The 23,971-nt window shown below is 71.9% G+C and carries 18 protein-coding genes; 12 read left to right on the top strand and 6 right to left on the bottom strand.

Annotated features, from left to right (window positions below; genetic code table 11):
* Positions 1 to 194 precede the first annotated feature (194 nt).
* Positions 195 to 629 carry a CBS domain-containing protein gene (locus P3T29_RS24575; protein WP_280718785.1) on the top strand — a complete coding sequence of 145 codons (435 nt, stop codon included), beginning with the start codon at positions 195 to 197 and terminating at the stop codon, positions 627 to 629.
* A gap of 88 nt (positions 630 to 717) precedes the next feature.
* Here the strand turns inward: P3T29_RS24575 and P3T29_RS24570 are convergent, their stop codons facing one another.
* The gene (locus P3T29_RS24570) at positions 718 to 2,373 is read right to left on the bottom strand and encodes an FAD-binding dehydrogenase (protein WP_280718784.1); all 1,656 of its coding nucleotides are present in this window, start codon (positions 2,371 to 2,373) and stop codon (positions 718 to 720) included.
* 307 nt (positions 2,374 to 2,680) lie between these two features.
* Here P3T29_RS24570 and P3T29_RS24565 point away from each other — a divergent pair, with 307 nt between their 5' ends.
* Positions 2,681 to 3,607: an SGNH/GDSL hydrolase family protein gene (locus P3T29_RS24565; protein ID WP_280718783.1), complete on the top strand. Its 927-nt coding sequence runs from the start codon at positions 2,681 to 2,683 to the stop codon at positions 3,605 to 3,607.
* Between the two features lie 348 nt (positions 3,608 to 3,955).
* The gene (locus tag P3T29_RS24560; RefSeq protein WP_348532858.1) at positions 3,956 to 6,085 is read left to right on the top strand and encodes an NPCBM/NEW2 domain-containing protein; all 2,130 of its coding nucleotides are present in this window, start codon (positions 3,956 to 3,958) and stop codon (positions 6,083 to 6,085) included.
* A 164-nt stretch (positions 6,086 to 6,249) separates the two neighbouring features.
* Here the strand turns inward: P3T29_RS24560 and P3T29_RS24550 are convergent, their stop codons facing one another.
* Positions 6,250 to 7,374, bottom strand: coding sequence for a HoxN/HupN/NixA family nickel/cobalt transporter (locus P3T29_RS24550; protein ID WP_280718782.1), 1,125 nt, complete (start codon positions 7,372 to 7,374; stop codon positions 6,250 to 6,252).
* Between the two features lie 208 nt (positions 7,375 to 7,582).
* On the opposite strand from P3T29_RS24550, the gene P3T29_RS24545 reads away from it, so the two are divergent.
* The 3 genes from P3T29_RS24545 (at position 7,583) to P3T29_RS24535 (ending at position 13,208) form a co-directional block, all read left to right on the top strand.
* The gene (locus tag P3T29_RS24545; protein ID WP_280718781.1) at positions 7,583 to 9,613 is read left to right on the top strand and encodes a CocE/NonD family hydrolase; all 2,031 of its coding nucleotides are present in this window, start codon (positions 7,583 to 7,585) and stop codon (positions 9,611 to 9,613) included.
* A gap of 66 nt (positions 9,614 to 9,679) precedes the next feature.
* Complete coding sequence (locus P3T29_RS24540) at positions 9,680 to 10,813, top strand: alpha/beta hydrolase-fold protein (protein WP_280718780.1); 1,134 nt, start codon at positions 9,680 to 9,682, stop codon at positions 10,811 to 10,813.
* A gap of 112 nt (positions 10,814 to 10,925) precedes the next feature.
* Entirely contained in the window at positions 10,926 to 13,208 is a 2,283-nt protein-coding gene (locus P3T29_RS24535) for a glycosyltransferase family 39 protein (RefSeq protein WP_280718779.1), read from the top strand.
* Between the two features lie 76 nt (positions 13,209 to 13,284).
* On the opposite strand, the gene P3T29_RS24530 is transcribed toward P3T29_RS24535, so the two are convergent.
* Entirely contained in the window at positions 13,285 to 13,629 is a 345-nt protein-coding gene (locus P3T29_RS24530; protein WP_280718778.1) for a helix-turn-helix domain-containing protein, read from the bottom strand.
* Positions 13,630 to 13,719: 90 nt separating this feature from the next.
* On the opposite strand from P3T29_RS24530, the gene P3T29_RS24525 reads away from it, so the two are divergent.
* Complete coding sequence (locus P3T29_RS24525; RefSeq protein WP_280718777.1) at positions 13,720 to 14,706, top strand: zinc-binding dehydrogenase; 987 nt, start codon at positions 13,720 to 13,722, stop codon at positions 14,704 to 14,706.
* Between the two features lie 69 nt (positions 14,707 to 14,775).
* Here the strand turns inward: P3T29_RS24525 and moaA are convergent, their stop codons facing one another.
* A complete protein-coding gene (moaA, locus tag P3T29_RS24520; protein ID WP_280718776.1) occupies positions 14,776 to 15,801 on the bottom strand; it encodes a GTP 3',8-cyclase MoaA in 1,026 nt (341 codons plus the stop codon).
* Positions 15,802 to 15,931: 130 nt separating this feature from the next.
* Here moaA and P3T29_RS24515 point away from each other — a divergent pair, with 130 nt between their 5' ends.
* From P3T29_RS24515 to P3T29_RS24495, 5 genes are all read left to right on the top strand, one after another.
* Entirely contained in the window at positions 15,932 to 16,597 is a 666-nt protein-coding gene (locus P3T29_RS24515) for a nucleotidyltransferase family protein (RefSeq protein WP_280718775.1), read from the top strand.
* A gap of 123 nt (positions 16,598 to 16,720) precedes the next feature.
* Positions 16,721 to 17,728 carry a hypothetical protein gene (locus P3T29_RS24510; RefSeq protein ID WP_280718774.1) on the top strand — a complete coding sequence of 336 codons (1,008 nt, stop codon included), beginning with the start codon at positions 16,721 to 16,723 and terminating at the stop codon, positions 17,726 to 17,728.
* A 280-nt stretch (positions 17,729 to 18,008) separates the two neighbouring features.
* Positions 18,009 to 18,776, top strand: a complete 768-nt coding sequence (locus P3T29_RS24505; RefSeq protein ID WP_280718795.1) for a hypothetical protein — start codon at positions 18,009 to 18,011, stop codon at positions 18,774 to 18,776.
* A gap of 100 nt (positions 18,777 to 18,876) precedes the next feature.
* Positions 18,877 to 19,797 (top strand): iron-sulfur protein, encoded by a 921-nt coding sequence (locus tag P3T29_RS24500; RefSeq protein WP_280718773.1) that lies wholly within the window; start codon positions 18,877 to 18,879, stop codon positions 19,795 to 19,797.
* 150 nt (positions 19,798 to 19,947) lie between these two features.
* Complete coding sequence (locus P3T29_RS24495) at positions 19,948 to 20,955, top strand: DUF2637 domain-containing protein (RefSeq protein WP_280718772.1); 1,008 nt, start codon at positions 19,948 to 19,950, stop codon at positions 20,953 to 20,955.
* A gap of 126 nt (positions 20,956 to 21,081) precedes the next feature.
* Here P3T29_RS24495 and P3T29_RS24490 read toward each other — a convergent pair whose 3' ends face one another.
* The gene (locus P3T29_RS24490) at positions 21,082 to 23,310 is read right to left on the bottom strand and encodes a SpoIIE family protein phosphatase (protein WP_280718771.1); all 2,229 of its coding nucleotides are present in this window, start codon (positions 23,308 to 23,310) and stop codon (positions 21,082 to 21,084) included.
* A gap of 232 nt (positions 23,311 to 23,542) precedes the next feature.
* Positions 23,543 to 23,923, bottom strand: a complete 381-nt coding sequence (locus P3T29_RS24485) for an ATP-binding protein (protein WP_280718770.1) — start codon at positions 23,921 to 23,923, stop codon at positions 23,543 to 23,545.
* Positions 23,924 to 23,971: the final 48 nt, after the last annotated feature.

Here is a 23,971-nt window from a genome sequence, read left to right as displayed (position 1 = left end):
CCCGACGCGATCCGGCCCGACGCAACCGTGTCCGACCCGTGCCCGGCCCTGGTGCACCCACCGCGACCGGACTCCTCGGCGTGCGGGGTCAGCACCACCCTGCTTATGGTGACGACACCATCACACTCTGCTCCGATCCCGCACGGCCGCGACCGCCGGGGCCGACGGAACGGGGCGAACGAGGAGGATCTCCCGTGATCACAGCGCGTGACATCATGCACAGCGGAGCCCAGTGCATCCAGGCCGACCAGACCCTCATGGACGCGGCCAGGATGATGCGCGACATGGGCGTCGGCGCGCTGCCCATCTGCGGCAGCGACCAGAAGCTCAAGGGCATCATCACCGACCGTGACATCATCGTCCGATGTATCGCCGAGGGCAAGGACCCGTCGATGATGAAGGCGATGGACCTCGGCGGTCATCTGCACTGCGTGCGCGCGGAGGACGACATGGACACCGTCCTCAAGAAGATGGAGCAGCACCAGATCCGCCGCATCCCGGTGATCGACGGCGACCGCCTGGTCGGCATGATCAGCGAGGCCGACCTCGCCAAGGGCCACCGCGAGGGCCAGCACCTGACGGACCAGCAGATCATGAACTTCATGGACAGCGTCTACGTCAGCCGCTGACGCCTCCGTCGGCAACCAAAGCAGGGGCGCGGTGCTCTGCCTGTCCATCGGGCCGAGCACCGCGCCCCTCCTGGTTGCCCCACTCCCGCTACGCCGTGGCCCGGGCCGCCGCGCGGCCGGCCGCCCGGCCGGAGAAGAGGCAGCCGCCGAGGAAGGTGCCCTCCAGCGAGCGGTAGCCGTGCATCCCGCCGCCACCGAAACCGGCTGCCTCCCCCGCCGCGTACACGCCGTCCAGCACCGAGCCGTCGGCCCGTAGCACCCGCGAGGACAGGTCGGTCTCCAGGCCGCCCAGCGACTTGCGGGTGAGGATGTTCAGCCGGACGGCGATCAGCGGCCCCGCCTTGGGATCGAGCAGGCGGTGCGGGGTGGCGGTGCGGATCAGCTTGTCGCCGAGGTAGCGGCGGGCGCCGTGGATGGCGGTGACCTGGAGGTCCTTGCTGAACGGGTTGGCCATCTCGCGGTCGCGGGCCTCGATCTCGCGGCGCAGCTCGGCCTCGTCGATCAGGGCCTCCGGGGTCTTGTCGTTCATCCCGCGCACGAGCGTCGCCAGGTCGTCGGCGACGACGAAGTCCGCGCCGTGCTCCTTGAACGCCTCGACCGGCCCGGTGGCGCCGGGCAGCGCCCGCCCGAGCACCTGGCCGATGTTCTTGCCCGTCAGGTCGGGGTTCTGCTCGGAGCCGGAGAGGGCGAACTCCTTCTCGATGATCTTCTGGGTAAGGACGAACCAGGTGTAGTCGTAACCGGTCGTCATGATGTGTTCCAGCGTGCCCAGCGTGTCGAAGCCGGGGAACAGCGGGACGGGCAGCCGCCGCCCGCGCGCGTCCAGCCAGAGCGAGGACGGGCCGGGCAGGATCCGGATGCCGTGCTTCGGCCAGATCGGGTTCCAGTTCTCGATGCCCTCGGTGTAGTGCCACATTCGGTCACCGTTGATCAGGTTGCCCCCGGCGGCGCCGGTGATGCCCAGCATCAACCCGTCCACGTGCGCGGGAACGCCGGAGAGCATCCGCTCGGGGGGTGTGCCGAGCCGGGCGGGCCAGGCCTTGCGGACCAGGTTGTGGTTGCCGCCGATGCCACCGGAAGTGACGATCACCGCCTGCGCCCGCAGCTCGAAGGAGCCCGCGACCTCGCGCGTGCTGGCCACTCCGCGCTCGGCCGAACTCGGCACCAGCACCTCGCCGTTGACGGTGTCGGTGACGCCGCCGGTGGCGGCGAGGCCGGTGACGCGGTGGCGGAAGCGCAGCTCGACCTGACCGCGGGCCGCCGCCGCCCGGACCCGCCGGGCGAACGGCTCGACCAGGCCGGGGCCCGTCCCCCAGGTGATGTGGAAGCGCGGCACCGAGTTGCCCGGCCCGCTGGCCAGCAGCCCGCCGCGCTCGGCCCAGCCGACCACCGGGAAGAACCGCACGCCCTGCGCGCGCAGCCAGGCCCGCTTCTCGCCCGCCGCGAACGCGACGTACGCCTCGGCCCACTTACGCGGCCAGCCGTCCTCCGCGCGGTCGAAGCCGGCCGTGCCGAGCCAGTCCTGCCAGGCCAGTTCGTACGAGTCCCGGATCCGCATCCGGCGCTGCTCGGGCGAGTCGACCAGGAAGAGGCCGCCGAAGGACCAGTGCGCCTGGCCGCCCAGCGAGGCGGCGGGCTCCTGGTCGAGCAGGATCACCTTGCGCCCGGCGTCGGCCAGTTCGGCGGTGGCCACCAGGCCCGCGAGTCCGGCTCCGATGACGATGACGTCGGCGTCGAGTGCCACGAGCGTTCCTCCGGTGGACGGCGGGGACAGCGGGGTGTGTCGGATTCTGCGGTCTGCCGGGCGCGGGGTCAACCAGCCGGCGGCCCACCCGGGCCGGGCCGGGCCGCGAATTACGCTCCACCCCGTATCCGAATTACCTGCGCTACACCGTGGAGCGAAATTCGGAATACCCGCCTGATGGATATTCGGGAAACTTATCGCCCAATTCCCTGGACAGCTATGTAACCTGACAGTAACTTACTGAGTAGTAGCTGTGGCCCGGCACACCCCCACCCGCCTTGTTTGTTTCTCTCCCCCAGGAGGAACCGTGCTCAGCCCTGCCCTGAAGCGAACGTCCACCCTGGTCAGCACCGTGGTCCTGGCGGCCACGCTCACCGCGCTGGCCACCCCCGCAGCCCACGCCGACAGCGGTTCCGGCGCCTATGTGGCGCTCGGCGACTCGTACGCGGCCGGCGCCGGAGTGCCCGGCCAGTCCGCCGGACTCTGCCTGCGCTCGGACCACAACTACGGCCACCTGGTCGCCGCCGCACTCGGCAGCAGCAGTTACACGGACGTCACCTGCTCGGCCGCCAAGATCAAGGACATCACCTCCGCCCAGTACGACGCGTTCATCCGGGTCAACGACCCGCAGCTGAACGCCGTCAACTCCGGTACCTCCCTGGTGACTCTGGGCATCGGCGGCAACGACCTCGGCACCTCGTCCCTCGGCATCGCCGACGTGATCGCCACCTGCATCGCGGGCGCCGTGGTCGACCCGTTCGGCACGCCCTGCCACAACTACTACGGGCACAAGTACTTCAACTGGAGCGACTGGGCCTGGGAGTACGGCGACGACACCCTCGTCGACCGGATCAACGCCGCCGCCCCGCAACTCGCCGACACCCTGCAGCAGATCCACGCCAAGGCCCCGAACGCCAAGGTCGTCGTGGTCGGTTACCCCGAGGTGCTGCCCGCCGACGCGTCGACCTGCGCCGGCCGCCAGCCCGTGACCGTCGGCGACGTCGCCTACCTGCACGGCATCCTCGGCCAGGTCAACTCGATGCTCGCCGACACCTCCGCCGCCAACGGCGCGACCTTCGTGGACACCACCGCCGCCACCAAGGGGCACGACGTCTGCTCGGACGACCGCTGGATCGAGGGCGCCCTGCCGGGCCAGCCCGCCGTGCCGTTCCACCCCAACGCCTACGGCGAGAAGGCGATGGCGGGAGCGGTACTCACCGCGCTCGGCCACTGACCAGAGCCCGAGAGACCCACAGAACACAGACCCACAGAGCACAGAACCCCCAGAGGGCGTGACCGCACCGGCGGCCACGCCCTCTCGGCATGTCCGCTCGACCCGACTTGGATTCTGGCCCGCCGAGGCCAAGATCAAACATTATCGAACATGCGGATTGCGCTGCACGGATCAGCCTGAGTCAACGTCAGTTCCAGTTGCCAGCCCGTCATCAGCCACAACCCGGCTCGGTCGGCCCTCTTGACGTGGACCTGAAACGCCGCTGTCATATGTTGCATTCCGTTGGAACACGTCGAGCTTTGATGCCTTCGTGGCCGACACCTACCCTCACACTGCAGGAGCCGCCCAGTGCTGTCCCGCAGAACTTCCTGGCGCCGCCGCTCAGCCGCAGCGCTCACCTCGCTCGCCCTGATGACCGGCGGCGGCGCCCTCGCCGCAGCCGTCCAACTCGCCGTGGCCCCACCCGCGATGGCCCTGGACAACGGCCTGGCGCTGACCCCGCAGATGGGCTTCAACAACTGGAACTCCACCCACTGCCGGGCGGAGTTCAACGAGACGATGGTCGAGGGAATCGCCGACCTCTTCGTCAGCAAGGGCCTCAAGGCGGCCGGTTACCAGTACGTCAACATCGACGACTGCTGGGCGCTGCCCAACCGGGACGCCTCCGGCAACCTCGTGCCGGACCCGGTGCGCTTCCCGCACGGGATCAAGGCCGTCGCGGACTACGTGCACAGCAAGGGCCTGAAGTTCGGGCTCTACTCCAGCGCCGGTTCGAAGACCTGCGACGTCCAGGGCTTCCCCGGCGGCCTGGGGCACGAGCAACAGGACGCCAACCTGTGGGCCTCCTGGGGCGTCGACTACCTCAAGTACGACAACTGCAACAACGAGGGCCTGGACACGCAGACCCGCTACAAGGCGATGCGCGACGCGCTCAACGCCACCGGCCGCCCGATCCTGCTCAGCATCTGCGAGTGGGGCTCGACCGAGCCGTGGACGTGGGCGCAGCCGGTCGGCAACTCCTGGCGGACCACGGGCGACATCAGCGACAACTGGGCGACCATGATCGCCATCGCCCACCAGAACCAGGCGCTCGCCCCCTACGCCCGGACCGGCGCCTGGAACGACCCGGACATGCTGGAGGTCGGCAACGGCGGCATGACCGACGCGGAGTACCGGACCCACTTCAGCCTCTGGTCCGAGATGGCCGCGCCGCTGCTGATCGGCAGCGACCTGCGCACCGCCTCGCAGGCCACCCTCGACATCCTGACGAACACCGACGTCATCGCCGTCGACCAGGACTCGCTGGGCCGGCAGGGCACCGTCGTCTCCTCCTCCGGCGGCCAGGTGGTGATGTCCAAGCCACTGGCGGACGGCGGCCGGGCGGTCACGCTCACCAACGAGAACTCCTCCCCCGCCACGATCTCCACCACCGTGCAGACGCTCGGCATCGGCGGCGCGACCTCGTACGGCGTCAAGGACCTGTGGTCCAAGCAGACCAGCTCGACCACCGGCGCCATCAGCGTCGCCGTCCCCGCCCACGGGACGGTCATGCTCCGGGTCACCCCGGGCAGCCCGGTGCCGCCGCCGACCGGGATGAACCAGCTCAGTGACCTGCCGTGGATCTCGGCGGTCAACGGCTGGGGTCCGGTCGAGCGCAACGAGAGCAACGGCGACATCAAAGCCGGGGACGGCAGGACCATTTCGATCCGGGGCGCCACCTACGCCAAGGGGCTAGGGGTGCACGCCAACAGCGACGTCGGCTACTACCTGGGCGGCGCCTGCAAGAACCTCACGGTGGACGTCGGCGTCGACGACGAGACGTACGGGAACGGCACGGTGGACTTCCAGATCTACCGGGACGGCACCAAGGTCGCCGACACCGGCGTGGTCACCGGCAAGGACGCGGTCCGGCACCTGAGCGCCGACCTCACCGGCGCGGCGAAGCTGCGCCTGGTGGTCACCGACGGCGGGGACGGCATCGCCTGGGACCACGCGGACTGGGCCAACCCCCGGATCGCCTGCGGCGACGGCCCGGCGGCCGGTACCCATGCCGTCAGCGACCTGACCTGGACCTCGGCCGTCAACGGCTGGGGCCCGGTCGAGAAGGACATGAGCAACGGCGAGCAGGCCCCCGGCGACGGCGGCCCGATCACCATCCAGGGCGTGAAGTACAGCAAGGGCCTGGGCACCAACGCCTACAGCGAGGTCGTCTACTACCTCGGCGGCACCTGCACCAACGTGAGCACCGACGTGGGCGTCGACGACGAGGCCGGCCCCCGGGGCTCGGTGACCTTCGAGATCTACCGGGACGGCACCAAGGTCGCCGGCACCGGTCTGATGCGCTGGCTCCAGCCCGCCCAGCATCTGTCGGCGGACCTGACGGGGGCGAACGAGCTCCGGCTGGTGGTGACGGACGGGGGCGACGGCAACACCTCCGACCATGCGGACTGGGCTGCGCCCCAGCTCACGTGTAGCTGACGTTTACGGGGTGCGGGGGCTGCGCGGGACCGGGCTGAGGGCCGTAGCCTTCCGGTTTCGCGCAGTTCCCCGCACCCCTTCAGATGGTGCAACTGAGCCAAGGTGGGAGGGTTGCGGGTCGTTGCCTTCCGGTTTCGCGCAGTTCCTCGCGCCCCTGATTGTGGTTACTCAGCTGCCTGGGTTACGGGCGGGGCCGCTACCGGTTCGGTGGTCAGGCCGGCTGACCACTTCTGTTCGACCTTGCCGAACTTCCAGAACGCGAGCGCGCCCGCCCAGGTCAGGACGAAGAGGCCGACGATGGCGTAGCCGACCAGGTTGAGGTCGAGCTTGGAGATCCAGCCGATCGGGCCGGTGGTGATGTTCAGCTTGTCGCCGAGCAGGCCGATCAGCTCGATCAGGCCGATCACCAGCGCGACCAGCACCGAGAGCCCGGTGACGGTGAGGTTGTAGTAGATCTTGCGGACCGGCTTGGAGAAGGCCCACTCGTAGGCGAAGTTCATGAACGAACCGTCGATGGTGTCCAGCAGGCTCATCCCGGCCGCGAAGAGCACGGGCAGCACCAGCAGCGCGTACCAGGGCAGTGAGAAGGCCGCCGCGCCGCCCGCCAGCACCAGCAGCGAGACCTCGGTCGCGGTGTCGAAGCCCAGGCCGAAGAGCAGGCCGACCGGGTACATGTGCCAGGACTTGGTGACGGCCTTGGTGACCCGGCCCAGGATGCGGTTCATGAAGCCGCGCTTGTCGAGCTGCTTCTCCAGCTCGGCCTCGTCGAACTCGCCGAGTCGCATCCGGCGGAAGACCTTGAGGATGCCGTTGAAGGCGCCCAGGTTGATCAGGCCGATCAGCACCAGGAAGGTGCCGGAGACGGTGGTGCCGATCAGGCTGGTGGTCTTGTGCAGCGAGGAACCGTCGGTCTGTACCTGGCCCGCGAGGGACTGGATGCCGAAGGCGAGCAGCGCGCAGAGCCCGAAGACGATGGACGAGTGGCCGAGCGAGAACCAGAAGCCGACCGAGAGCGGCCGCTTGCCCTGGCCCATCAGCTTGCGGGTGGTGTTGTCGATCGCGGCGATGTGGTCGGCGTCGAAGGCGTGCCGCATGCCGAGCGTGTAGGCCGTCAGGCCCATGCCCGCGCCGAAGACCTGACCGCCCATGTCGTAGTGCTTGGGCGCGATGATCGCGAGCAGCGTGAACCAGCCGATGACGTGCAGCGCGAGGATGAAACCGCCCATCCCGGCGAGGCGGATCCACTCGTCCCGGGTGAGCCGGTCTCGCAGGCGGCTTGGCGCTGGCATGCGGGGTCCTTTCGGAGAATCTGGCGGCTGAGCTGGGCCATCTTTCCCCGGACTTGGTAGCAGTTGCAACTTATGTGCAACTGCGAGCCCCCGCGATGAGTCGAAGCGCCCCCGAATCCCACCCCGATAGACCCGTAGGTCACGAAGAGTCAGGAAATGGGACGTAAAGTCCGTTATGACCCGTCCGCTGACCAGTCCGGGAGCGTCCATGCAGCACCCAGCCTCGTATCCCCACCGGACCACCCGCGAGGATCTGCGCATCCCGCTGCCGGACGGCACGGAGCTGTACGCCCGGATCTGGCGCCCCCTCACCGAGGAAGCGGTGCCCGCGCTGCTCGAGTACCTCCCGCACCGGCTCACCGACTGGACGGCGGCGGGCGACGCCCAGCGCCACCCCTGGTACGCCGGGCACGGGTACGCCTCCGTCCGGGTGGACCTCCGGGGGCACGGGAACTCGGGCGGGCTGCCCGGGGACGAGTACTCCGAACAGGAACTCGCCGACGGTGTCGCGGTCGTCGAGTGGCTCGCCGAGCAGCCCTGGTGCAGCGGCCGGGTCGGGATGTTCGGCGTCTCCTGGGGTGGCTGCAACAGCCTGCAGATCGCGGCGCTCGCGCCGGACGCGCTGAAGGCCGTGGTCACGGTCTGCTCGACCGACGACCGGTACGACAACGACGCCCACTACCTGGGCGGCTCACTGCTGGCCGTCGGAACGCACGCCTGGTCGGCCACCTCGCTGGCCTTCACCGCCCGGCCGCCGGACCCGAAGTTCGTCGGGGACGACTGGCGGCCGATGTGGCTGGAGCGGCTCGGGGCCGTCGAGCCGCTCGTCCACCCCTGGCTCGCCCACCAGACCAGGGACGACTACTGGCGGCGCGGCAGCGTCTGCGAGGACTACGGTGCGATCAGAGCCGCCGTCCTGGCGGTCGGCGGCTGGGCCGATCCGTACCGGGACACCGTGCTGCGGCTGGTCGAGCACCTGGACGCGCCCGTCCGGGGCCTGATCGGCCCGTGGCCGCAGCAGTACCCGGACCAGGGGCTGCCGCCCGGCCCGGCGATCGGCTTCCTGCAGGAGACGCTGCGCTGGTGGGACCACTGGCTCAAGGACCTCGACACCGGCGTACCGGCCGACCCCGCACTGCGGACCTGGATGAACGAGTCCGTCCCGCCCGCGACGGCCTACGCCAACCGCCCCGGGCGCTGGGTCGGCGACGACGCCTGGCCCTCACCCGACGTCCGGGGCATCCACTACGGACTGGACGACGCGCTGCGCACGGCCGGGACGCCCTCCGACGACCGCTTCGTACGGGTCCGGTCACCGCAGCACACCGGGGTGGACGCCGGGCGGTTCGTCCCGTTCGGCAACGCCTCCGACCTGCCGGCGGACCAGCGGGCGGAGGACGGGCGGTCGGTCTGCTTCGACTCCACCCCACTGCCCGAGCGGGTCGAGATCCTCGGGCGGACGGGCCTGCGGCTGCGGGTGCGGTGCGACGAGCGGCGCGGGCAGGTGGTCGCGCGGATCTGCGACGTAACACCTGACGGATCGTCAACTCTGGTCACCCGAGGGGTACTCAACCTCTCCGCCCGGCAGGGGCGGGACCGGATCGTGGAGTGGTCGCCCGGCGCCGTCGAGGACGTCGACCTCGAACTGACCGGTATCGCCCACGCCTTCCCCGCCGGCCACCGGCTCCGGCTCGCGCTCTCCTCCGCGTACTGGCCGTGGGTCTGGCCGCAGCCCGGCACCGGCGGCTTCGAGCTGGACCCGGGCCACAGCGTCCTCACCCTGCCCGTCCGCCACCTGGCCGCCGACGCCGGCAGCCCGCCGATCACCTTCGAGCCCCCCGAGCAGGCCGCCGGCCTGGATGTCCACGTCACCGAGCCGCTCGCCGCCCGCCCCGAGCGCCTGGTCCTCCACGACGTCGCCACCGGCGAATGGCGGCTGGAGGTCGACCCCGGCTACGGCGGCTCCCGTACCTACCCGGACGGCCTGGTCGTCGACGAGCAGGCCGTGCAGTCGTACCAGATCCACTCCGACGACCCGCTCAGCGCCCGCACCCGCTCCGACTGGACCATCCGCTTCGAACGCCCCGACATCGGCTGGGACGTCACCGTCCGCACCCGCTCCGAGATCAGCTGCGACGCCACCCACTTCACCACCCACAACCACCTCACCGCGCTGGAGGGCGGCTCGGTCGTCTTCGACCGCGACTGGGAGCGGCGGACCCCTCGAGCAGCCTCCTGACCTGCGCTCGGGCTCCACGGCAGGGGCCTCGCGAAGGCTCTCAGAACGGTCATCTACGATCAGCCAATGCCCAGCCTGACCGGACTCCCGCTCCAGATCATCGCCGCCGTGCTGGCGGTGGCCGTCTTCGCCGCCACCATGTGGCTCTGGCCCAAGCTCGCCGGCCGGGGCTGGAAGGCCTGGGTGGGGCGGATCGGCGCGTTCCTCGTCACCCAGGTCGCCGTGCTGGTGGCGATGGGGCTGGTGGCGAACTCGTACTTCGGGTTCTACACCACCTGGAGCGACCTGCTGGGCCTCGACGGCAAGCCCGGGGTGGTGGTCGACCACCAGCCCGGCCAGGCGATCTCGGTGACCGGCGAGCAGAAGATGTACTCCGACAAGGGGTCGGCGAAGGACCGCTCCGGGGTGATCCAGGCCGTCTCGATCAAGGGCGCCAGCTCCGGGCTGAGCAGCACCGCGTACGTGTACCTGCCGCCGCAGTACTTCCAACCAGGCTTCGCCCAGCAGCAGTTCCCGATGGCCCTGGTGCTGGCGGGCTACCCGGGTTCGGCCGAGAAGCTGATCTCGCTGATGGCGTACCCGGCCTCCACGCTCAAGGCGATCAACGCCGGGCAGCTGCCGCCGACCGTGCTGGTGATGATGCGGTCGACCGTCGAGGGCGACGGGAACCGCGACACCGAGTGCATGGACGTCCCGAACGGCCCCCAGGTGGAGACCTTCTTCACCCAGGACCTGCCGAAGGCGATGTCCGGCGAGTACCGGATCAACGACACCCCGCAGGCGCGGGCGGTGATCGGGAACTCGACCGGCGGGTACTGCGCGCTGAAGTTCGCGCTGCGCAAGCCCGGCGCGTACAGCGCGGCGGTCTCGCTCTCCGGCTACTACACCGCGCCGATCGACCCGACCACCGGTGACCTCTTCTCCGGCAGCGCCCAGCTCAAGCAGCAGAACGACCTGCTCTGGCGGCTGCAGAACACCCCGGCGGCTCCGGTCTCGCTGCTGCTGGCGTCCAGCCCCAACGAGGACGACTACCCGGCGACGCAGAAGATGGTCGCCGCGTTCAAGGCCCCGACCAAGCTGTCGACCATCACGCTGGACAGCGGCGGCCACAACTTCCACACCTGGACCAGGGAGATCCCCCCGGCCCTGGCGTGGCTCGGGCAGCGGCTCACCCCGCCGCAGCAGGTGCACACCGCCTGACCTGCGGCGACAGCGGTTGCGGGAGTGGCTTCGGGAGTGCTTGCGGGAGATTACACCGCGCTCATAGCTGGGTCTCACGGAAATCTCAGCGGCGCGACCGAGCGTATCCCCCATGACCACGACCAGTTCTCTCCCGCCGACCAGTGAACCGTGGCCCGAGGCTGCGAACTTCCCGCCGCCGACCCCGGCGGGGACTCCAGCGGGGAGCGCGGCGGTCGGCCCGCTCTTCCCGCCCGCCGACCTCCCCGAGCCGGGCCCCAAGGGCCCCGGCTCCTGGGGCGGCCGGCTCGGCACCCTCCCCGCCCGCGCCTGGCGCGGCCGCCCGGACGACCCGAGCTGGGTCCGCCCCGCGCTGCTCGGCCTGCTGGCCGCGACCGCGCTGCTCTACCTCTGGAACCTCTCCGCCTCCGGCTGGGCCAACTCCTTCTACTCCGCCGCCGTCCAGGCCGGCAGCCAGAGCTGGAAGGCGTTCTTCTTCGGGTCGTCCGACGCCGCCAACTTCATCACCGTCGACAAGCCGCCGATGTCCTTGTGGCCGATGGAACTCGCCGCCCGGGTCTTCGGGTTGAGCTCCTGGAGCGTGCTCGCGCCGCAGGCGCTGATGGCGGTGGCCACGGTCGGCACGGTGTACGCGACGGTCCGCCGCCGCTTCTCGCCGCTGGCCGGCCTGGTGGCGGGCGCGGCCCTCGCGCTCACCCCGGTGGCGGCGCTGATGTTCCGGTTCAACAACCCGGACGCCCTGCTGACGCTGCTGATGACGCTGGCCGCGTACGGGCTGGTCCGGGCGACGGAGACCGCGAGCACCCGGTGGCTGCTGTTCGTCGGCGTGATGTTCGGCTTCGGCTTCCTGACCAAGACGCTGCAGGCGTTCCTGATCCTTCCGGCCTTCGCGGTGATCTACCTGGTGGTCGCGCCGACCGGGGTCTGGCGGCGGGTCCGCCAACTGCTTTACGCCGGACTGGCGATGGTGGTCGCCGGTGGCTGGTGGGTCGCGATCGTGCAGCTGCTGCCCGCCTCCGCGCGGCCGTACGTCGGCGGTTCGCAGGACGACAGCTTCCTCTCCGTCACCTTCGGCTACAACGGCTTCGGCCGGCTGACGGGCAACGAGACCGGCAGCGTCGGCGGCGGGGGCGGCGGGGGCGGTGGCGGCGGGTGGGGCAGCACCGGGCCGACCCGGCTCTTCGGCACCGACATCGGCGGTCAGATCGCCTGGCTGCTCCCGGCCGCGCTGATCCTGCTGGTGCTCGGCCTCTGGGCGACCCGCAGGCACCCGCGCACCGACAGCGCCCGGACCGCGTTCCTGGTGTGGGGCGGCTGGCTGCTCTCCACCGGGCTGGTCTTCAGCTTCATGTCCGGGATCTTCCACCAGTACTACACGGTCGAACTCGCCCCGGCCGTCGCCGCGCTGGTCGGCATGGGCGCGGACGGCCTGTGGCGGGCGCGCAAGCAGCTGCCGTACGCGGCGATGCTCGCCGCCGTGGTCGCCGTCACCGCCGTCTGGGGGTACGTACTGCTCGGGCGCAGCGCGTCGTTCGCGCCATGGCTGCGCTGGGCGGTGCTGCTCGGCGGGCTGGCGGCGGCGGGCGCGCTGCTGCTGACGGGACGGCTGGCCGGGCGGCTGGCGGCGGTGGTCGGGCTGGTGGCACTGGCCGCCTCGTTCGGCGGGCCGACGGCGTACGCGCTGGACACGGTCTCGACCGGGCACACCGGCTCGATCCCGACGGCCGGGCCCCGGGTGAGCGGCGCCAACGGCTTCGGCGGGCCCGGCGGTTTCGGTGGCAAGGGCGGCTTCGGCGGGAAGGGCGGCCGGGCCGGTCAGCGTGGGGGCTTCGCCGGCGGCGGGTTCCCGGGCGGGCAGCGGCAGGGCCGGCCGGGCGGGTTCCAGGGTGGCCTCGCGGGCGGGGTCCCGGGCGGGGTTCCGGGCGGCGGTAACTTCCCCGGCTTCGGGGGTGCCGGCGGCGCCCGGGAGAGCGGGCGCTTCGGCGGAGCGGGCGGCGGCGGCATGGGCGGCCTGATCGACGGCGCGAAGGTGAGCAGCCAGCTCGCGGACCTGCTGAAGCAGAACGCCGGCTCCTACACCTGGGTGGCGGCGGCGATCGGCTCGCAGAACCAGGCCAGCTACCAACTCGCCACCGGCAAGCCGGTGATGGCCCTGGGCGGCTTCAACGGCACCGACCCGTCGCTGAGCCTGAGCGCCTTCCAGCAGTATGTGAAGGACGGCAAGGTGCACTACTTCCTCGGTGGCGGCGGCATGGGCGGCGGTACGGGCCGAGGCTCGTCCGGCTCCGGTTCGTCCTCCGACTCCCAGCAGATCTCGACCTGGGTGGCGGCGCACTTCACCGCCCGGACGGTCGGCGGCACCACGGTCTACGACCTGACCACCCCGAAGAGCTGACACTCCGTCAGTGAACGCAGAAGCCTTCCGCCTCACCGGAGTCACCCGGTGGGGCGGAAGGCCCTTCGCGTGCCCGTCAGGACTCGGCGGGCTCGGTGGGCTCGGCGGCGGCCAGGATCGCGTCCAACAGGCCCGGGAACCGGACCTGCAGCTCGTCGGCGCGCAGGGCGGTGAGCCTGCGGTTGGCCTCCTCGCGCTGGTGGATGAGGCCGGCTTCGCGGAGGACCTTGAAGTGGTGGCTGAGCGTGGACGCCGCCACGTCGACCGGGAAGGTGCCGCAGGCGCGCTCCGGCTCGGCCCGGAGAATCCGGACGATCGTCATCCGGCTGGGATCGGAGAGTGCGTGCAGGACATCGAGCAGCTCGATGTCGGCCGCCTCCGGATGGGTCAGCGGAGCGCGGCGCTGGCGCGATCGGGGCACGGACAGCCTCCATGTTCGACAATCATCGAATATGCGTGGTACTAATTTCGTCGTTCGTAGAACATCGTAACCGCTGGAGGGGAGCCGGAGATGCGTGCCTTGGTGATGACCGCGCCTGGAGGATCGGAGAACTCGGAGGTGCGAGAGGTCGACGCGCCTCGCCCGGGGCCGGGCGAGGTGTCGATCGACGTCGCTTACGCGGGGCTGAACTTCGTCGATGTAATGGCCCGGCGCGGCGACACCGGGTACGCCTTCGAGTGGCCGCACCGGCCCGGCCTGGAGATCGCGGGCACCGTCCGCGAACTCGGGGCGGAGGTCGGCGGCCTGTCCGTCGGGGACCGGGTCGCGGCCGTGCCGACCGGCCGGGGCCTCGCCGAAGTCGCACTCGCCCGCGCCGAGTTGGTCGTACCGGTCCCCGACGGGGTGGCACTGCGGGAGGCCGCCGCCGTACCGCTGGGGCTGGCGACTTCACTCCTGCTGCTCACCGAGGCCGGCCGGTTCACCCCCGGTGACACCGTCCTGGTGCACTCGGCCGGCGGCGGGATCGGCAGCGCGATCGCGCAGCTCGTACCGCTGCTGGGCGGCGGACGGCTGATCGGCACCGTCGGGCGCCCCGAGAAGGCCGCCGCCGCCGAGAAGGGCGGCTACGACCTCGCGATCGCCCGGGGCGACGGCCTCGCCGAAGCCGTCCGCGCCGCGACCGGCGGCCGGGGGGTCGATCTCGTACTCGACCCGCTCGGCACCACAGCCCTCGCGCTCGACCTCGAGGTGGCCGCGCCCGGCGGACGGATCGTCCTGTTCGGCAACGCCGGCGGCGGCACGGTGGACGCCCTGCCGCCCGCCGGGCGCCTGCTCAGCGGCAACCTCACCATCACCGGCTTCAGCCACCGCGGCCTGGTCGCCGCTGCACCGGCCAAGGTCGCCAACGCGACCAGCCGCGTCCTCGGCTTCCTCGCGGATGGCCGACTCGCCTTCCCCCTCAGCGAGTTGGCGTCCCTCGCCGACGTACCCGCCGCCCACGACCTGATGGCCGAGGGCCGCGCCACCGGCAAGTACGTGGTCCAGGTCGGCGGTTGAGGCCGCGTCGTCGGCAGGTACGCGTCGGCGGTTGAAACCGTGCCACCGACGGCTGGCGGCGAGCGCCGCTCAGCCGCCGATCGCCGACATCGGGCGGTCGGGCTGGACGAAGTCTGCGGAGTTGATGTCGTGGCCGGGGCCCTTGCGGGCGATGGTGTTGCGCCAGGCCCGCTCGATCGCGGCGTCGGCGGCGTCGCCCCGCAACAGCGCGCGCAGGTCGGACTCGTGGGTGGCGAAGAGGCAGTTGCGCAGCTGGCCGTCGGCGGTGAGCCGGACCCGGTCGCAGCCGCCGCAGAACGGCCGGGTGACGGAGGCGATCACGCCGACCACCGTCTCCGTATCCGCGATCCGCCACTCCTCGGCCGGTGCGTTGCCGTGGCGGCCGACCGGGACGAGTTCCCAGCGCTGCCCGAGGATCTCCAGCAGCTCGTCGGCGGTGATCATCTTGCTGCGGTCCCAGGCGCCCTGGGCGTCCAGCGGCATGGACTCGATGAAGCGCATCCGATAGCCGTGCCCGGCCGCGAACTCGACCAGGTCGAGGATCTCGTCGTCGTTGACCCCGCGCACCGGGACGGCGTTGACCTTGACGGGCGCCAGCCCGGCCGCCTGGGCGGCGGCCATCCCGGCGAACACGTCGGCGATCCGGTCCCGCCGGGTGATCTCGGCGTAACGGTCGGCCCGCAGCGTGTCCAGGCTGACGTTGACCCGGTGCAGCCCGGCGGCCTTGAGGTCCACCGCCGTCCGGGCCAACCCGATGCCGTTGGTGGTCAGGGACAGCTCGGGACCCAGCTCGGCGAGCCGGGCGACCAGGCCGGGCAGCCCGCGCCGCAGCAACGGCTCGCCCCCGGTGAGCCGGATGGACCTGATCCCCAGATCCCGGACGGCGATCCGGGCCAGCCGGACGATCTCGTCGTCGCCGAGCACCTCGGCCTTGGGCAGCCAGTTCAGGCCCTCGGCAGGCATGCAGTACGTGCAGCGCAGGTTGCAGCGGTCGGTGAGCGATACCCGCAGGTCGGTGTGGACCCGGCCGAAGCGGTCGACCAGCGGGGCGGGTGCGCCGTGCGTCTGCTGAGTACGGGATGCCAGAAGTGCCATCTGCCCAGTACAGGCTGCGCCCTGCCGAAGATCCAGCGGCGGAAGGCCCGGCGCACCGCACCGACCTGCGGGTTTACCTTGTAGATTCATACAACTACCTCCACCCGGGCGGGCCGACCAGACTGTCCTCATGGAAGACCCGAAGAGTCCGGTGCCCGCCCCAGTACCCGCCCTGGTACCCGCTCTGGTGCTGGCGGCGGGCGGTGGGCGGCGGCTGGGCGGGCGACCCAAGGCGCTGATCCCGTACCAGGGGCGGCCGTTGATCGAGCACGCGCTCTCGGTGGTCCGGGCCGGCGGCTGCTCGTCCACGGTGGCGGTGCTGGGTGCCTCGGGCGAGCAGGTGCGGGCCGTCGCGGAGCTGGGCGACTGCCGACTTGTCGATAATCCGGCCTGGGAGAGCGGCATGGGCTCCTCGCTGCGCGCCGGTCTGGCCGCGCTGCCGCCAGGAGCCGACGCCGTCCTGGTGATGCTGGTGGACACCCCGGGCGTCACCCCAGCCGCCGTGGCCCGGCTGCTCGCCGCCCGGCTCGCGGGCGCCGAACTCGCGGCAGCGGCGTACGCGGGCAGGCGCGGTCACCCCGTACTGATCGGCGCCCGCTACCTGGCCGAGGCCGCCGCCGGGGCGACCGGGGACGCCGGGGCCCGCACGCTGCTCGCGGCGCACGCCGCCGAGATCGTGCTGGTCGAGTGCGGCGACGTCGCCGTCCCCGACGACCTCGACACCCCGGAGGACCTGGCCCGGTGGAGCGCGGCCGGTGCAGTGCGGCCGAACCCGCCCGAGCGCCCGGAGCGGTAGCGGACGGCGAACACCCCTGATCTCTCCCTGAGGATTAGCGCAAACGCTGCCAATCCCGACACGCATCGGGGACGATGGGAACGACCTGACCTGCCCAGCCGACCCGAACGGACGGTGCGAGCCATGCCCGGACTGCCGCTGCCCGACGACTTCAGCGACCCGGCTCGGTTCGGTCCGGCCTCCTCCGGAAGCCAGAACGGGAGCCAGAACGGTGGGGCGAGCGCGATCCGTTGCCCGGCCTGCCGTCGCGAGCACCTGTACGAGCCACCGTGCCTGCCCTGCCCGTGCGGGGCGCAACTCCGGGTGCCGCTGCTGCGGGGCGGCGTGCCGGTGCAGGTGCGGTTCCGGTCCTGGGAGGACTCCTGGCTGAGCATGCGGTGTCCGCACTGCGGCCGCAACGACCAGTGGCCGCAGCCCGAGTTCACCTGCAACTGCGGTGCCACGGTACGTCTTCCGGTGGACCGCGCCCCGCGCCTGCAGAGCACCGGCCTGCTCGGCCCGGCCCCGCAGTACGAGATCCCGCCGCACGCCGGCGGGCCGACGCTGCACCCGTACGGTTCACGCCCGTCCACCGGCGTGGTCCCGACCGTGCCGCCGCAGGGCCAGCCGGGCAGCCACCAAGGCAACCCCACCGGCGGCCGGCCAGGCAGCTCGCCGGGTGCGTACCCGGGCACGCGCCCGAGTACGCACCCGAGTACGCACCCGGCGGGCCGGCCGCAGGGCCAACCGCAGAGTCGGCCCCGGGCGCCGTTCCGGCCGCACCCGGTGCGCAGCCCCGAGGACGCCGTACTGACGGCCGCCCGCTACCTCCAGTGGCTCGGCTTCGACGATCTCGAACTGACGGACGATCAGAGTGAGTCGCCGGTAACGCTGCTGGGCTCACGGATGGTCGCCCTGGTGGACGCCGGCTCGGAACCGGCCGACAACAAGGCCGTCGAGTGCCTCTGGCTGCAGACCTTGCACGCCGAGGAGATCGCCGCCGCGATGTTCGTCCTGGGCGGCTTCTCGCACCAGGCGACGGTACGCGGCGAGCAGTTGCTGGTGGCCCTGTTCCGGCTCGACCTCGCGGGCGTCCCGCAACCAGCAAACGGCGCGGCGGAGGCCCTGATGGAGACGGGATGGACTTCCTGACCCTCTGACAGATCGGCCACCCCGGGGGTGCGGGGGCTGTGCGAACCGGAAGGCAGGGACCTGCGGCCTTCCGCCTCGCGCAGTCCCCGCACCCCCGTTGGTCGCCCTGATGCACACCGGCCCGTCGAGCCACTCGCCGGAATCTCCGACGTTCGTGATCTGGTGCACAAGCTCGCCCCCGTGTTGAATTGCGGCCACAGCAGTTCCGTTCGCTGGACGCGCACACAAGGAGGTGGCGTTGTCGAAGCACGGTACGGCCCCGGGGGGCACTGCGGACACGGTGTGGCGACTCAGGTCGCGCGGATGTTGGCAGGAGGCCGCCGAGTTACTCCGGCCCAGCGCTGCGGTGGACCCTGCCGCAGCCCTCGACCGGGCTGAACTACTGATCGAGCAGTGCCTGTTCACCGCCAGGCACTGGGAGCAGGCCGAGCAGGCACTGCGCCTCGCCGAGGCCGGCGTGGCGAGCGGAGGCCAGCGCGCGGCGGCGTCCTGCGCGCGCGGCTTCCTGGCCTACGTGGCGAGCGTCCTCGGGCCGCGCGACCGGCTGGACGAGGCCCAGGCCGCCCTCGGGCGCACCTCGGCCCTGCTGCCGCCGAACGCACCCGGCCGGCCGCTGCTGGACTTCCGGCGCGGCCTGGTCGCCGAGAACCTGCTGCACGACCCGACCGCCGCCTGGATCGCGTACCGCCGGGCGCACGACGGCGCCGCCGCGTGCGGTGACCGGCTGCTGCGTTCGTACACCTGGCGGCACCTGGCGGCGCTGGCGCTGGTGGCGGGCGATCTCGAACGCGCCCAGGAGGGGTTCCGGGCCTCCCTGGAACTGCGCGAGGAGCTGGGGTTCACGGTCGGGGTCGCGCCGGCGCTCGCCGCGCTCGCGGAGGTGTCCGAGCCCGCCGAGGCGGCGCGGCTGCGGGCGGAGGCGGCCCGGCTGATGCAGGCGCTCGGGGGCATCCCGGTCTGGCTCGCGCGCCGTCTGAGCTCCCTGCCCGCGCCGGGAACTCCCCCTGACAGCCGCGTCGGACAGGAAGTTGGGGACTCCATCAGCTAAGGTGAGCCTAACCTGCCCAGGGTGAAACGCCACCCTGGGCGGTTCCACCTTGCCGCCGCCGAGTCCCCGGGGCCCGGTCCGACCCGATGGGGCCCACACCATGACCGTGAGCAGCATCGAGCCGAGCACCGCCCCGCCGCCCGGCGAAGTGCCGCCCGGCGAAAGGCCGCTGGGTAAAGGGCCATTGGCCGGTCCACCCCTCCTGACCACTTACGCGCGCCTCGGCGAGGTCTTCCCCGAGCTGCACATCCGGTCGGGGCCGCCGCGCTCGGGCCAGGGGTGGATCCGCACCGCCGACTTCCTCCGAAACCCGGACACCCTACGGGAGTTGATCGCCTTCGACGCCCGCCAGGGGCTGGCGCAGTACGGCGAGCCGCTGCGGCCGGACGTCGCGGCGGGGTTCTGCCTGCACCGGTACTGCTGGCCGGTGGCACTGTTGTTCACGCTGCCCTGGTTCCTGGAGCGGCGGGTGCCTCGGATCCCGGCCGACCAGGTGTCGATCCGCCGTAGCACCGGCGAACTCACCTTCCGTGCCACCGAGTTCCACTGCCTCCCGGACGACCCGGCGGCCGGGCTGCCGACCGCCCGGGTGGTGCCTGACGAGGCCGCCCTGCGCGCCGAGCTGCTCGCCACGCTGACGGAGCAGCTGGCCCCCGTACTGGCGGCCTTCCGCCCGGAGATACGGCGCGGCCCGCACACCCTCCGGGGCATGGCGACCGACGACGTGATCGAGGGCCTCTGGTACATCGGCAGCCTGCTCGGTGAGGAGGAACGGGCCACCGCCGAACTGGCCGGCCTGCTGCCGGGGGCCACCGAGGGCACCTGCTTCACCGGCCGACCGGGATTCCGGCTGCTGGAACACCCCGGCTCGCCGCCGATGCGTACCCGCACCCGGTTGAGCTGCTGCCTGCTGTACACCGTGGGGCCTGCCGAATCCTGCTTCAGCTGCCCACGGACCGCGCGGAGTACCCAGAGCCCGCCGAGCCTGCCGAGCTCGCCGGGCCTGCGCGAAAAGAATTAACAGCCCATCAATTGTTCTATTATCGATCCGGATATGGGTCAGAATTAGCCCTCCCAGGTGCATTGACAGCAAATCAGCCATAACCAACTCACACTTCCGCCATGATGGTCCCCGCCGTCATTACGCAGGAAAGCGAGGCTGGTTCAGGCCATGAAACTGTCCGACATACCACTGGGTTGGGCCATCACGGGTGTGGTCGCACTGGTGGTGACCGCCGTCCTGGTGGCTTTCGCTCGCACCAGAGCCACCGGCCGGGCCGGCGGCCCGGACTCCTGGGAGCGCAGCGAGGACCGCCGCCGCCGCAAGGAGTCCCTGTACGGGGGAGCCTCGTACACCCTGCTGTTCTGCTGCGCCGGCGTCGCGGCCGCGCTCTCCTTCCACGGCCTGGTCGGCTTCGGCATCCAGAACCTGGACCTCTCCGGGGGCTGGGAGTACCTGGTGCCGTTCGGCCTGGACGGTGCGGCGATGTTCTGCTCCGTCCTGGCCGTCCGGGAGGCCAGCCACGGGGACGCGGCGCTCGGCTCGCGCATGCTGGTCTGGCTGTTCGCCGGGGCCTCCGCCTGGTTCAACTGGGTGCACGCGCCACGTGGTTTCGGCCACGCCGGGGCCCCGCAGTTCTTCGCCGGGATGTCGCTGTCCGCCGCCGTGCTGTTCGACCGGGCACTGAAACAGACCCGGCGGGCCGCGCTGCGGGAGCAGGGCCTGGTGCCCCGTCCGCTGCCGCAGATCAGGATGGTCCGCTGGCTGCGGGCTCCGCTGGAGACCTACGCCGCCTGGTCGTTGATGCTGCTGGAGAACGTCCGCACGCTGGACGAAGCGGTCGAGGAAGTCCGCGACGACAAGCGCGAGGCCGCCGCCAACCGGGAGCGCCAGCGACTCGCCAGCCGGCGCGAACGGGCCGAGATCCGGGCGATCGGACGGCAGCACGGCGGAGTCTGGCGCCCACGCGCCGGCGCGCGCCAACTACCCGCACAACTGGAGGCCGGCGGCTCGGAGCCCGCCATAGCCCCCGCCGAGGGAGCGGTCACCCAGCCGGGCCTCCCCGCCCGACCGGGTCGGCCCACCGTCGACCTCACCCCGGAGGAGGACACCATGACCCTGCCGCGACTCGACTCCCTGGAACAGAAACTCAAGGACCTCGAGCAGCAGTTCGGCTGACCTGAACTGTCCGCGCTCACGGCAACCACAACCGGGGCGCGGGGAACTGCGCGACCAACCACGCACCTACGTCGTGCTCTGGTCACACAGTTCCCCGCGCCCCGGTAGGAACCCGGTTGCGTACGGTCAGCCCTCCGCCGAGAGCTCGAACCACATCCGCTTGCCCGAGCCGCGAGGCTCCACGCCCCAGCCGTCCGCGAGCGCCTCGACCAGCATCAGCCCGCGTCCCGAGGAAGCCTGCTCCCCCGGGGTGCGGCGGGTCGGCCAGAGGTCGGACTCGTCCTCCACCTCGACCCGCAGCCTGGCCCCGGCGCCCTGAGCCGGGTCGCGGTAGAGCCGCGCGGTGAACATCGCGTCCCGGTCGGTGTGCCGGATCGCGTTGGTGACCAGCTCGGAGGCGAGCAGCTCGGCGGTGTCGACCAGCCCGGGCACGCCCCAGCGCCGCAGCGCGTCCCGCAGCTCGCCGCGCAGCTCGGAGATCCGGGCCAGGTCGGCCTGGCCGATCCGGCGGCGGAGCTGCTGGGCGGCCAGGCCGCCCGCCGGGCCGTCCCAGCGGAGCAGCAGCAGCGCTATGTCGTCCTCGCGCTCGGTGGAGTCCGCCGCCTGGGAGGCGATCCGGTCGGCCAGCACGTCCAGCGGGTCGACGGCCGACTCGCCCCGGCCGGGCAGCTCCCGGGAGACGGCCTCGCGGAGCCGGGCGAACCCGGTGTCGAGGTCCATGGCCCGGGACTCCACCAGGCCGTCGGTGCAGAGCACCACGGTCTCGCCCGGGTCCAGGCTGAACCTGGTGACCCGGTACTCCTGGTCCGGTGAGATGCCCAGCGGCAGCCCGCCCACCACCGGCACCACGGTGGTAGTGCCGTCGGCGCGGCGGACCACCGGGTCGAGGTGGCCGGCCCGCACGGCGTAGACCACGCCGTAGTCGACGTTCACCTCGGCGTACAGGCAGGTCGCGAAGTGGTCGGTGTCCAGGTCGGCGAGGAAGCGGGAGGCGCGGGCCATCACGGCGGCGGGCGGGTGACCCTCGGCGGCGTACGCGCGCAGGGCGATCCGCAGCTGGCCCATGATCCCGGCAGCGTGCACGTCATGCCCCTGCACATCGCCGATCACCAGCCCGACGTGGCCGCCGGGGAGCGGGACGACGTCGTACCAGTCCCCGCCGATCTGCAGCCCGGAACCGGCCGCCAGGTAGCGAACGGCGGTGGTGACCCCGGGGACGGACGGCACGGTACGCGGCAGCATGACGCGCTGCAGCCCGGCCGCGAGCTCGTGCTCGGCGTCGTGCAGCCGGGCCCGGGCGAGGGACTGCGCGACCAGGCCCCCGAGGGTGGCGAGCAGGGTGCGCTCGTCCGCGTCGAGCTCCCGGTCGTCGTCGAAGCTGACCAGGCAGACCCCGATCACCCGGCCGCTGGCGACCAGCGGCAGGAAGACCCAGGCGCTGCGGCCGGTCTCGCTGACCCGGGGCCAGGCCTCGGGGAAGCGCTCGCGGTACTCGTCCCGGCTGGCGATGACCACCGGGCCCCTGGTCCGGATGGCCTCGGCGGCCGGGTGGTGGGGGGCGAGCGGCGAGCGGTCGTACGGGTGGACGTCCTCGGGCCGGTAGCCGGACGCGCCGAGTATCGTCAGCCGGCCCGCCTCCAGCGAGGTCAGCACCAGGCCGTCCGGCGGCAGGCCGGGGAGCGGCAGCTCGGTGAAGACCCGGGCCACGTCCCGGACGGTGACGGCCTCGGAGAGGGCCCGGGCGGCCTCCTTGATGAACCGCGAGCGGTCCTCCCGCAGCGCGGCGAGTTCGCCGGCCCGCACGCGTTTGTGCAGCTCGACGGTGGCGTCCCAGACGAAACCGACCATTCTGGAGGCCCGCCCGAAGGCGTCGGCGAGCACCCGGCCACGGAACCGCGCGGCGTGCATCTCCCCGGTGGGGAAGACGGTGCGGTAGTAGGCGCCGCACTGGCCCAGCTCGGTCACCGCGCGCTCGACCCGGCGCCGCACCACAGGAGCGTCCTCGGGATGGAGCATCGCCAGGAAGGCGGCCGAGCTGCGGTCGAGGCGGCCGCCCTGCAGTCCGAGGATGGCGCAGGCCCGGGGGTCGCCCTCCAGGACGTCGCGGCGGATGTCCCAGTCGAACGAGCCGATGCCGTTCGCGGCCATCGCCGGTTCGAGCCAGTCGGGGGTGGAGTCACCACTGCGGGTGGGCAGCCCCTGCCTGGCCGCCGTCGCTGTGGAGACCACGGGCGCGATTCTGCCGGGCGTCAGGCCCGCCGCGGTGCGCAGAGCACCGGCCGCAGCCGCGCTTCTGGCGGTCTGGGCCGGTGGGGTGCGGCGTGCGGGCCCCTGCGGCTCGGGCTCAGTCGCCATGCTTCTCCTGCCGCTGCCGTGCCATTGCCGTCCGAGCGGACCGCGTGGGCACACATTCTCACTATCCTGTCGAAAGATTACTAGTACCGCCTCGCTCGGACAGATAGCGCCCGCATAACAAAAACCGGCCCGGACTCTGCACAAGATCCGCAGACACACCACTCGGGATCGGCACATCCGCTCCCGAACGGCGTGCCCGCTCGGGTCGAGCAGAGCGGACGCGATCAACCGCTCAGGACGCGCCGAGCTCGAACCAGGTGACCTTGCCGTCCCCGCGCAGCTTCACACCCCAGTCGTCGGCGAGCGCCTCGACCAGCAGCAGCCCCCGGCCGGAGGTCGCGAAGTCGGACGGGGGGCGGCGGCCGGGCAGCCGGGAGGTGCCGTCCTGCACCTCGACGCGCAGCCGCAGCTCGGGGGTGAGGACGGCGTCGAAGACCGCCCCGCGCTCGGTGTGCACCAGCGCGTTGGTGACCAGCTCGGAGACCAGCAGCTCGGCGGTGTCCGCGAGTTCCGGCACACCCCAGAGCGTCAGCGCCGCGCGCAGGCGGTGCCGGACGGCTCCGACCGCGAGCAGATCGGCCGGGTCGAGCGCCGTGTGCAGTCTCCGGTGCAACGCGCACCCCGGGTCGCGGACCGGCGCCGAGGTGTCGCCGGGGCCGGC

Source organism: Kitasatospora sp. MAP5-34 (assembly GCF_029894335.1).
In the GTDB taxonomy this organism is placed as follows: domain Bacteria; phylum Actinomycetota; class Actinomycetes; order Streptomycetales; family Streptomycetaceae; genus Kitasatospora.
Note: the sequence above shows the minus strand (reverse complement) of the source record. Positions and strands in the feature narration are given on the sequence as shown.

Coding starts and splice junctions, on each gene's coding strand:
- P3T29_RS24550 (WP_280718782.1), bottom strand. CDS start 7,374: ATGCCAGCGCCAAGCCGCCTGCGAGACCGGCTCACCCGGGACGAGTGG.
- P3T29_RS24545 (WP_280718781.1), top strand. CDS start 7,583: ATGCAGCACCCAGCCTCGTATCCCCACCGGACCACCCGCGAGGATCTG.
- P3T29_RS24540 (WP_280718780.1), top strand. CDS start 9,680: ATGCCCAGCCTGACCGGACTCCCGCTCCAGATCATCGCCGCCGTGCTG.
- P3T29_RS24535 (WP_280718779.1), top strand. CDS start 10,926: ATGACCACGACCAGTTCTCTCCCGCCGACCAGTGAACCGTGGCCCGAG.
- P3T29_RS24525 (WP_280718777.1), top strand. CDS start 13,720: ATGCGTGCCTTGGTGATGACCGCGCCTGGAGGATCGGAGAACTCGGAG.
- moaA (WP_280718776.1), bottom strand. CDS start 15,801: ATGGCACTTCTGGCATCCCGTACTCAGCAGACGCACGGCGCACCCGCC.
- P3T29_RS24515 (WP_280718775.1), top strand. CDS start 15,932: ATGGAAGACCCGAAGAGTCCGGTGCCCGCCCCAGTACCCGCCCTGGTA.
- P3T29_RS24510 (WP_280718774.1), top strand. CDS start 16,721: ATGCCCGGACTGCCGCTGCCCGACGACTTCAGCGACCCGGCTCGGTTC.
- P3T29_RS24500 (WP_280718773.1), top strand. CDS start 18,877: ATGACCGTGAGCAGCATCGAGCCGAGCACCGCCCCGCCGCCCGGCGAA.
- P3T29_RS24495 (WP_280718772.1), top strand. CDS start 19,948: ATGAAACTGTCCGACATACCACTGGGTTGGGCCATCACGGGTGTGGTC.
- P3T29_RS24490 (WP_280718771.1), bottom strand. CDS start 23,310: ATGGCGACTGAGCCCGAGCCGCAGGGGCCCGCACGCCGCACCCCACCG.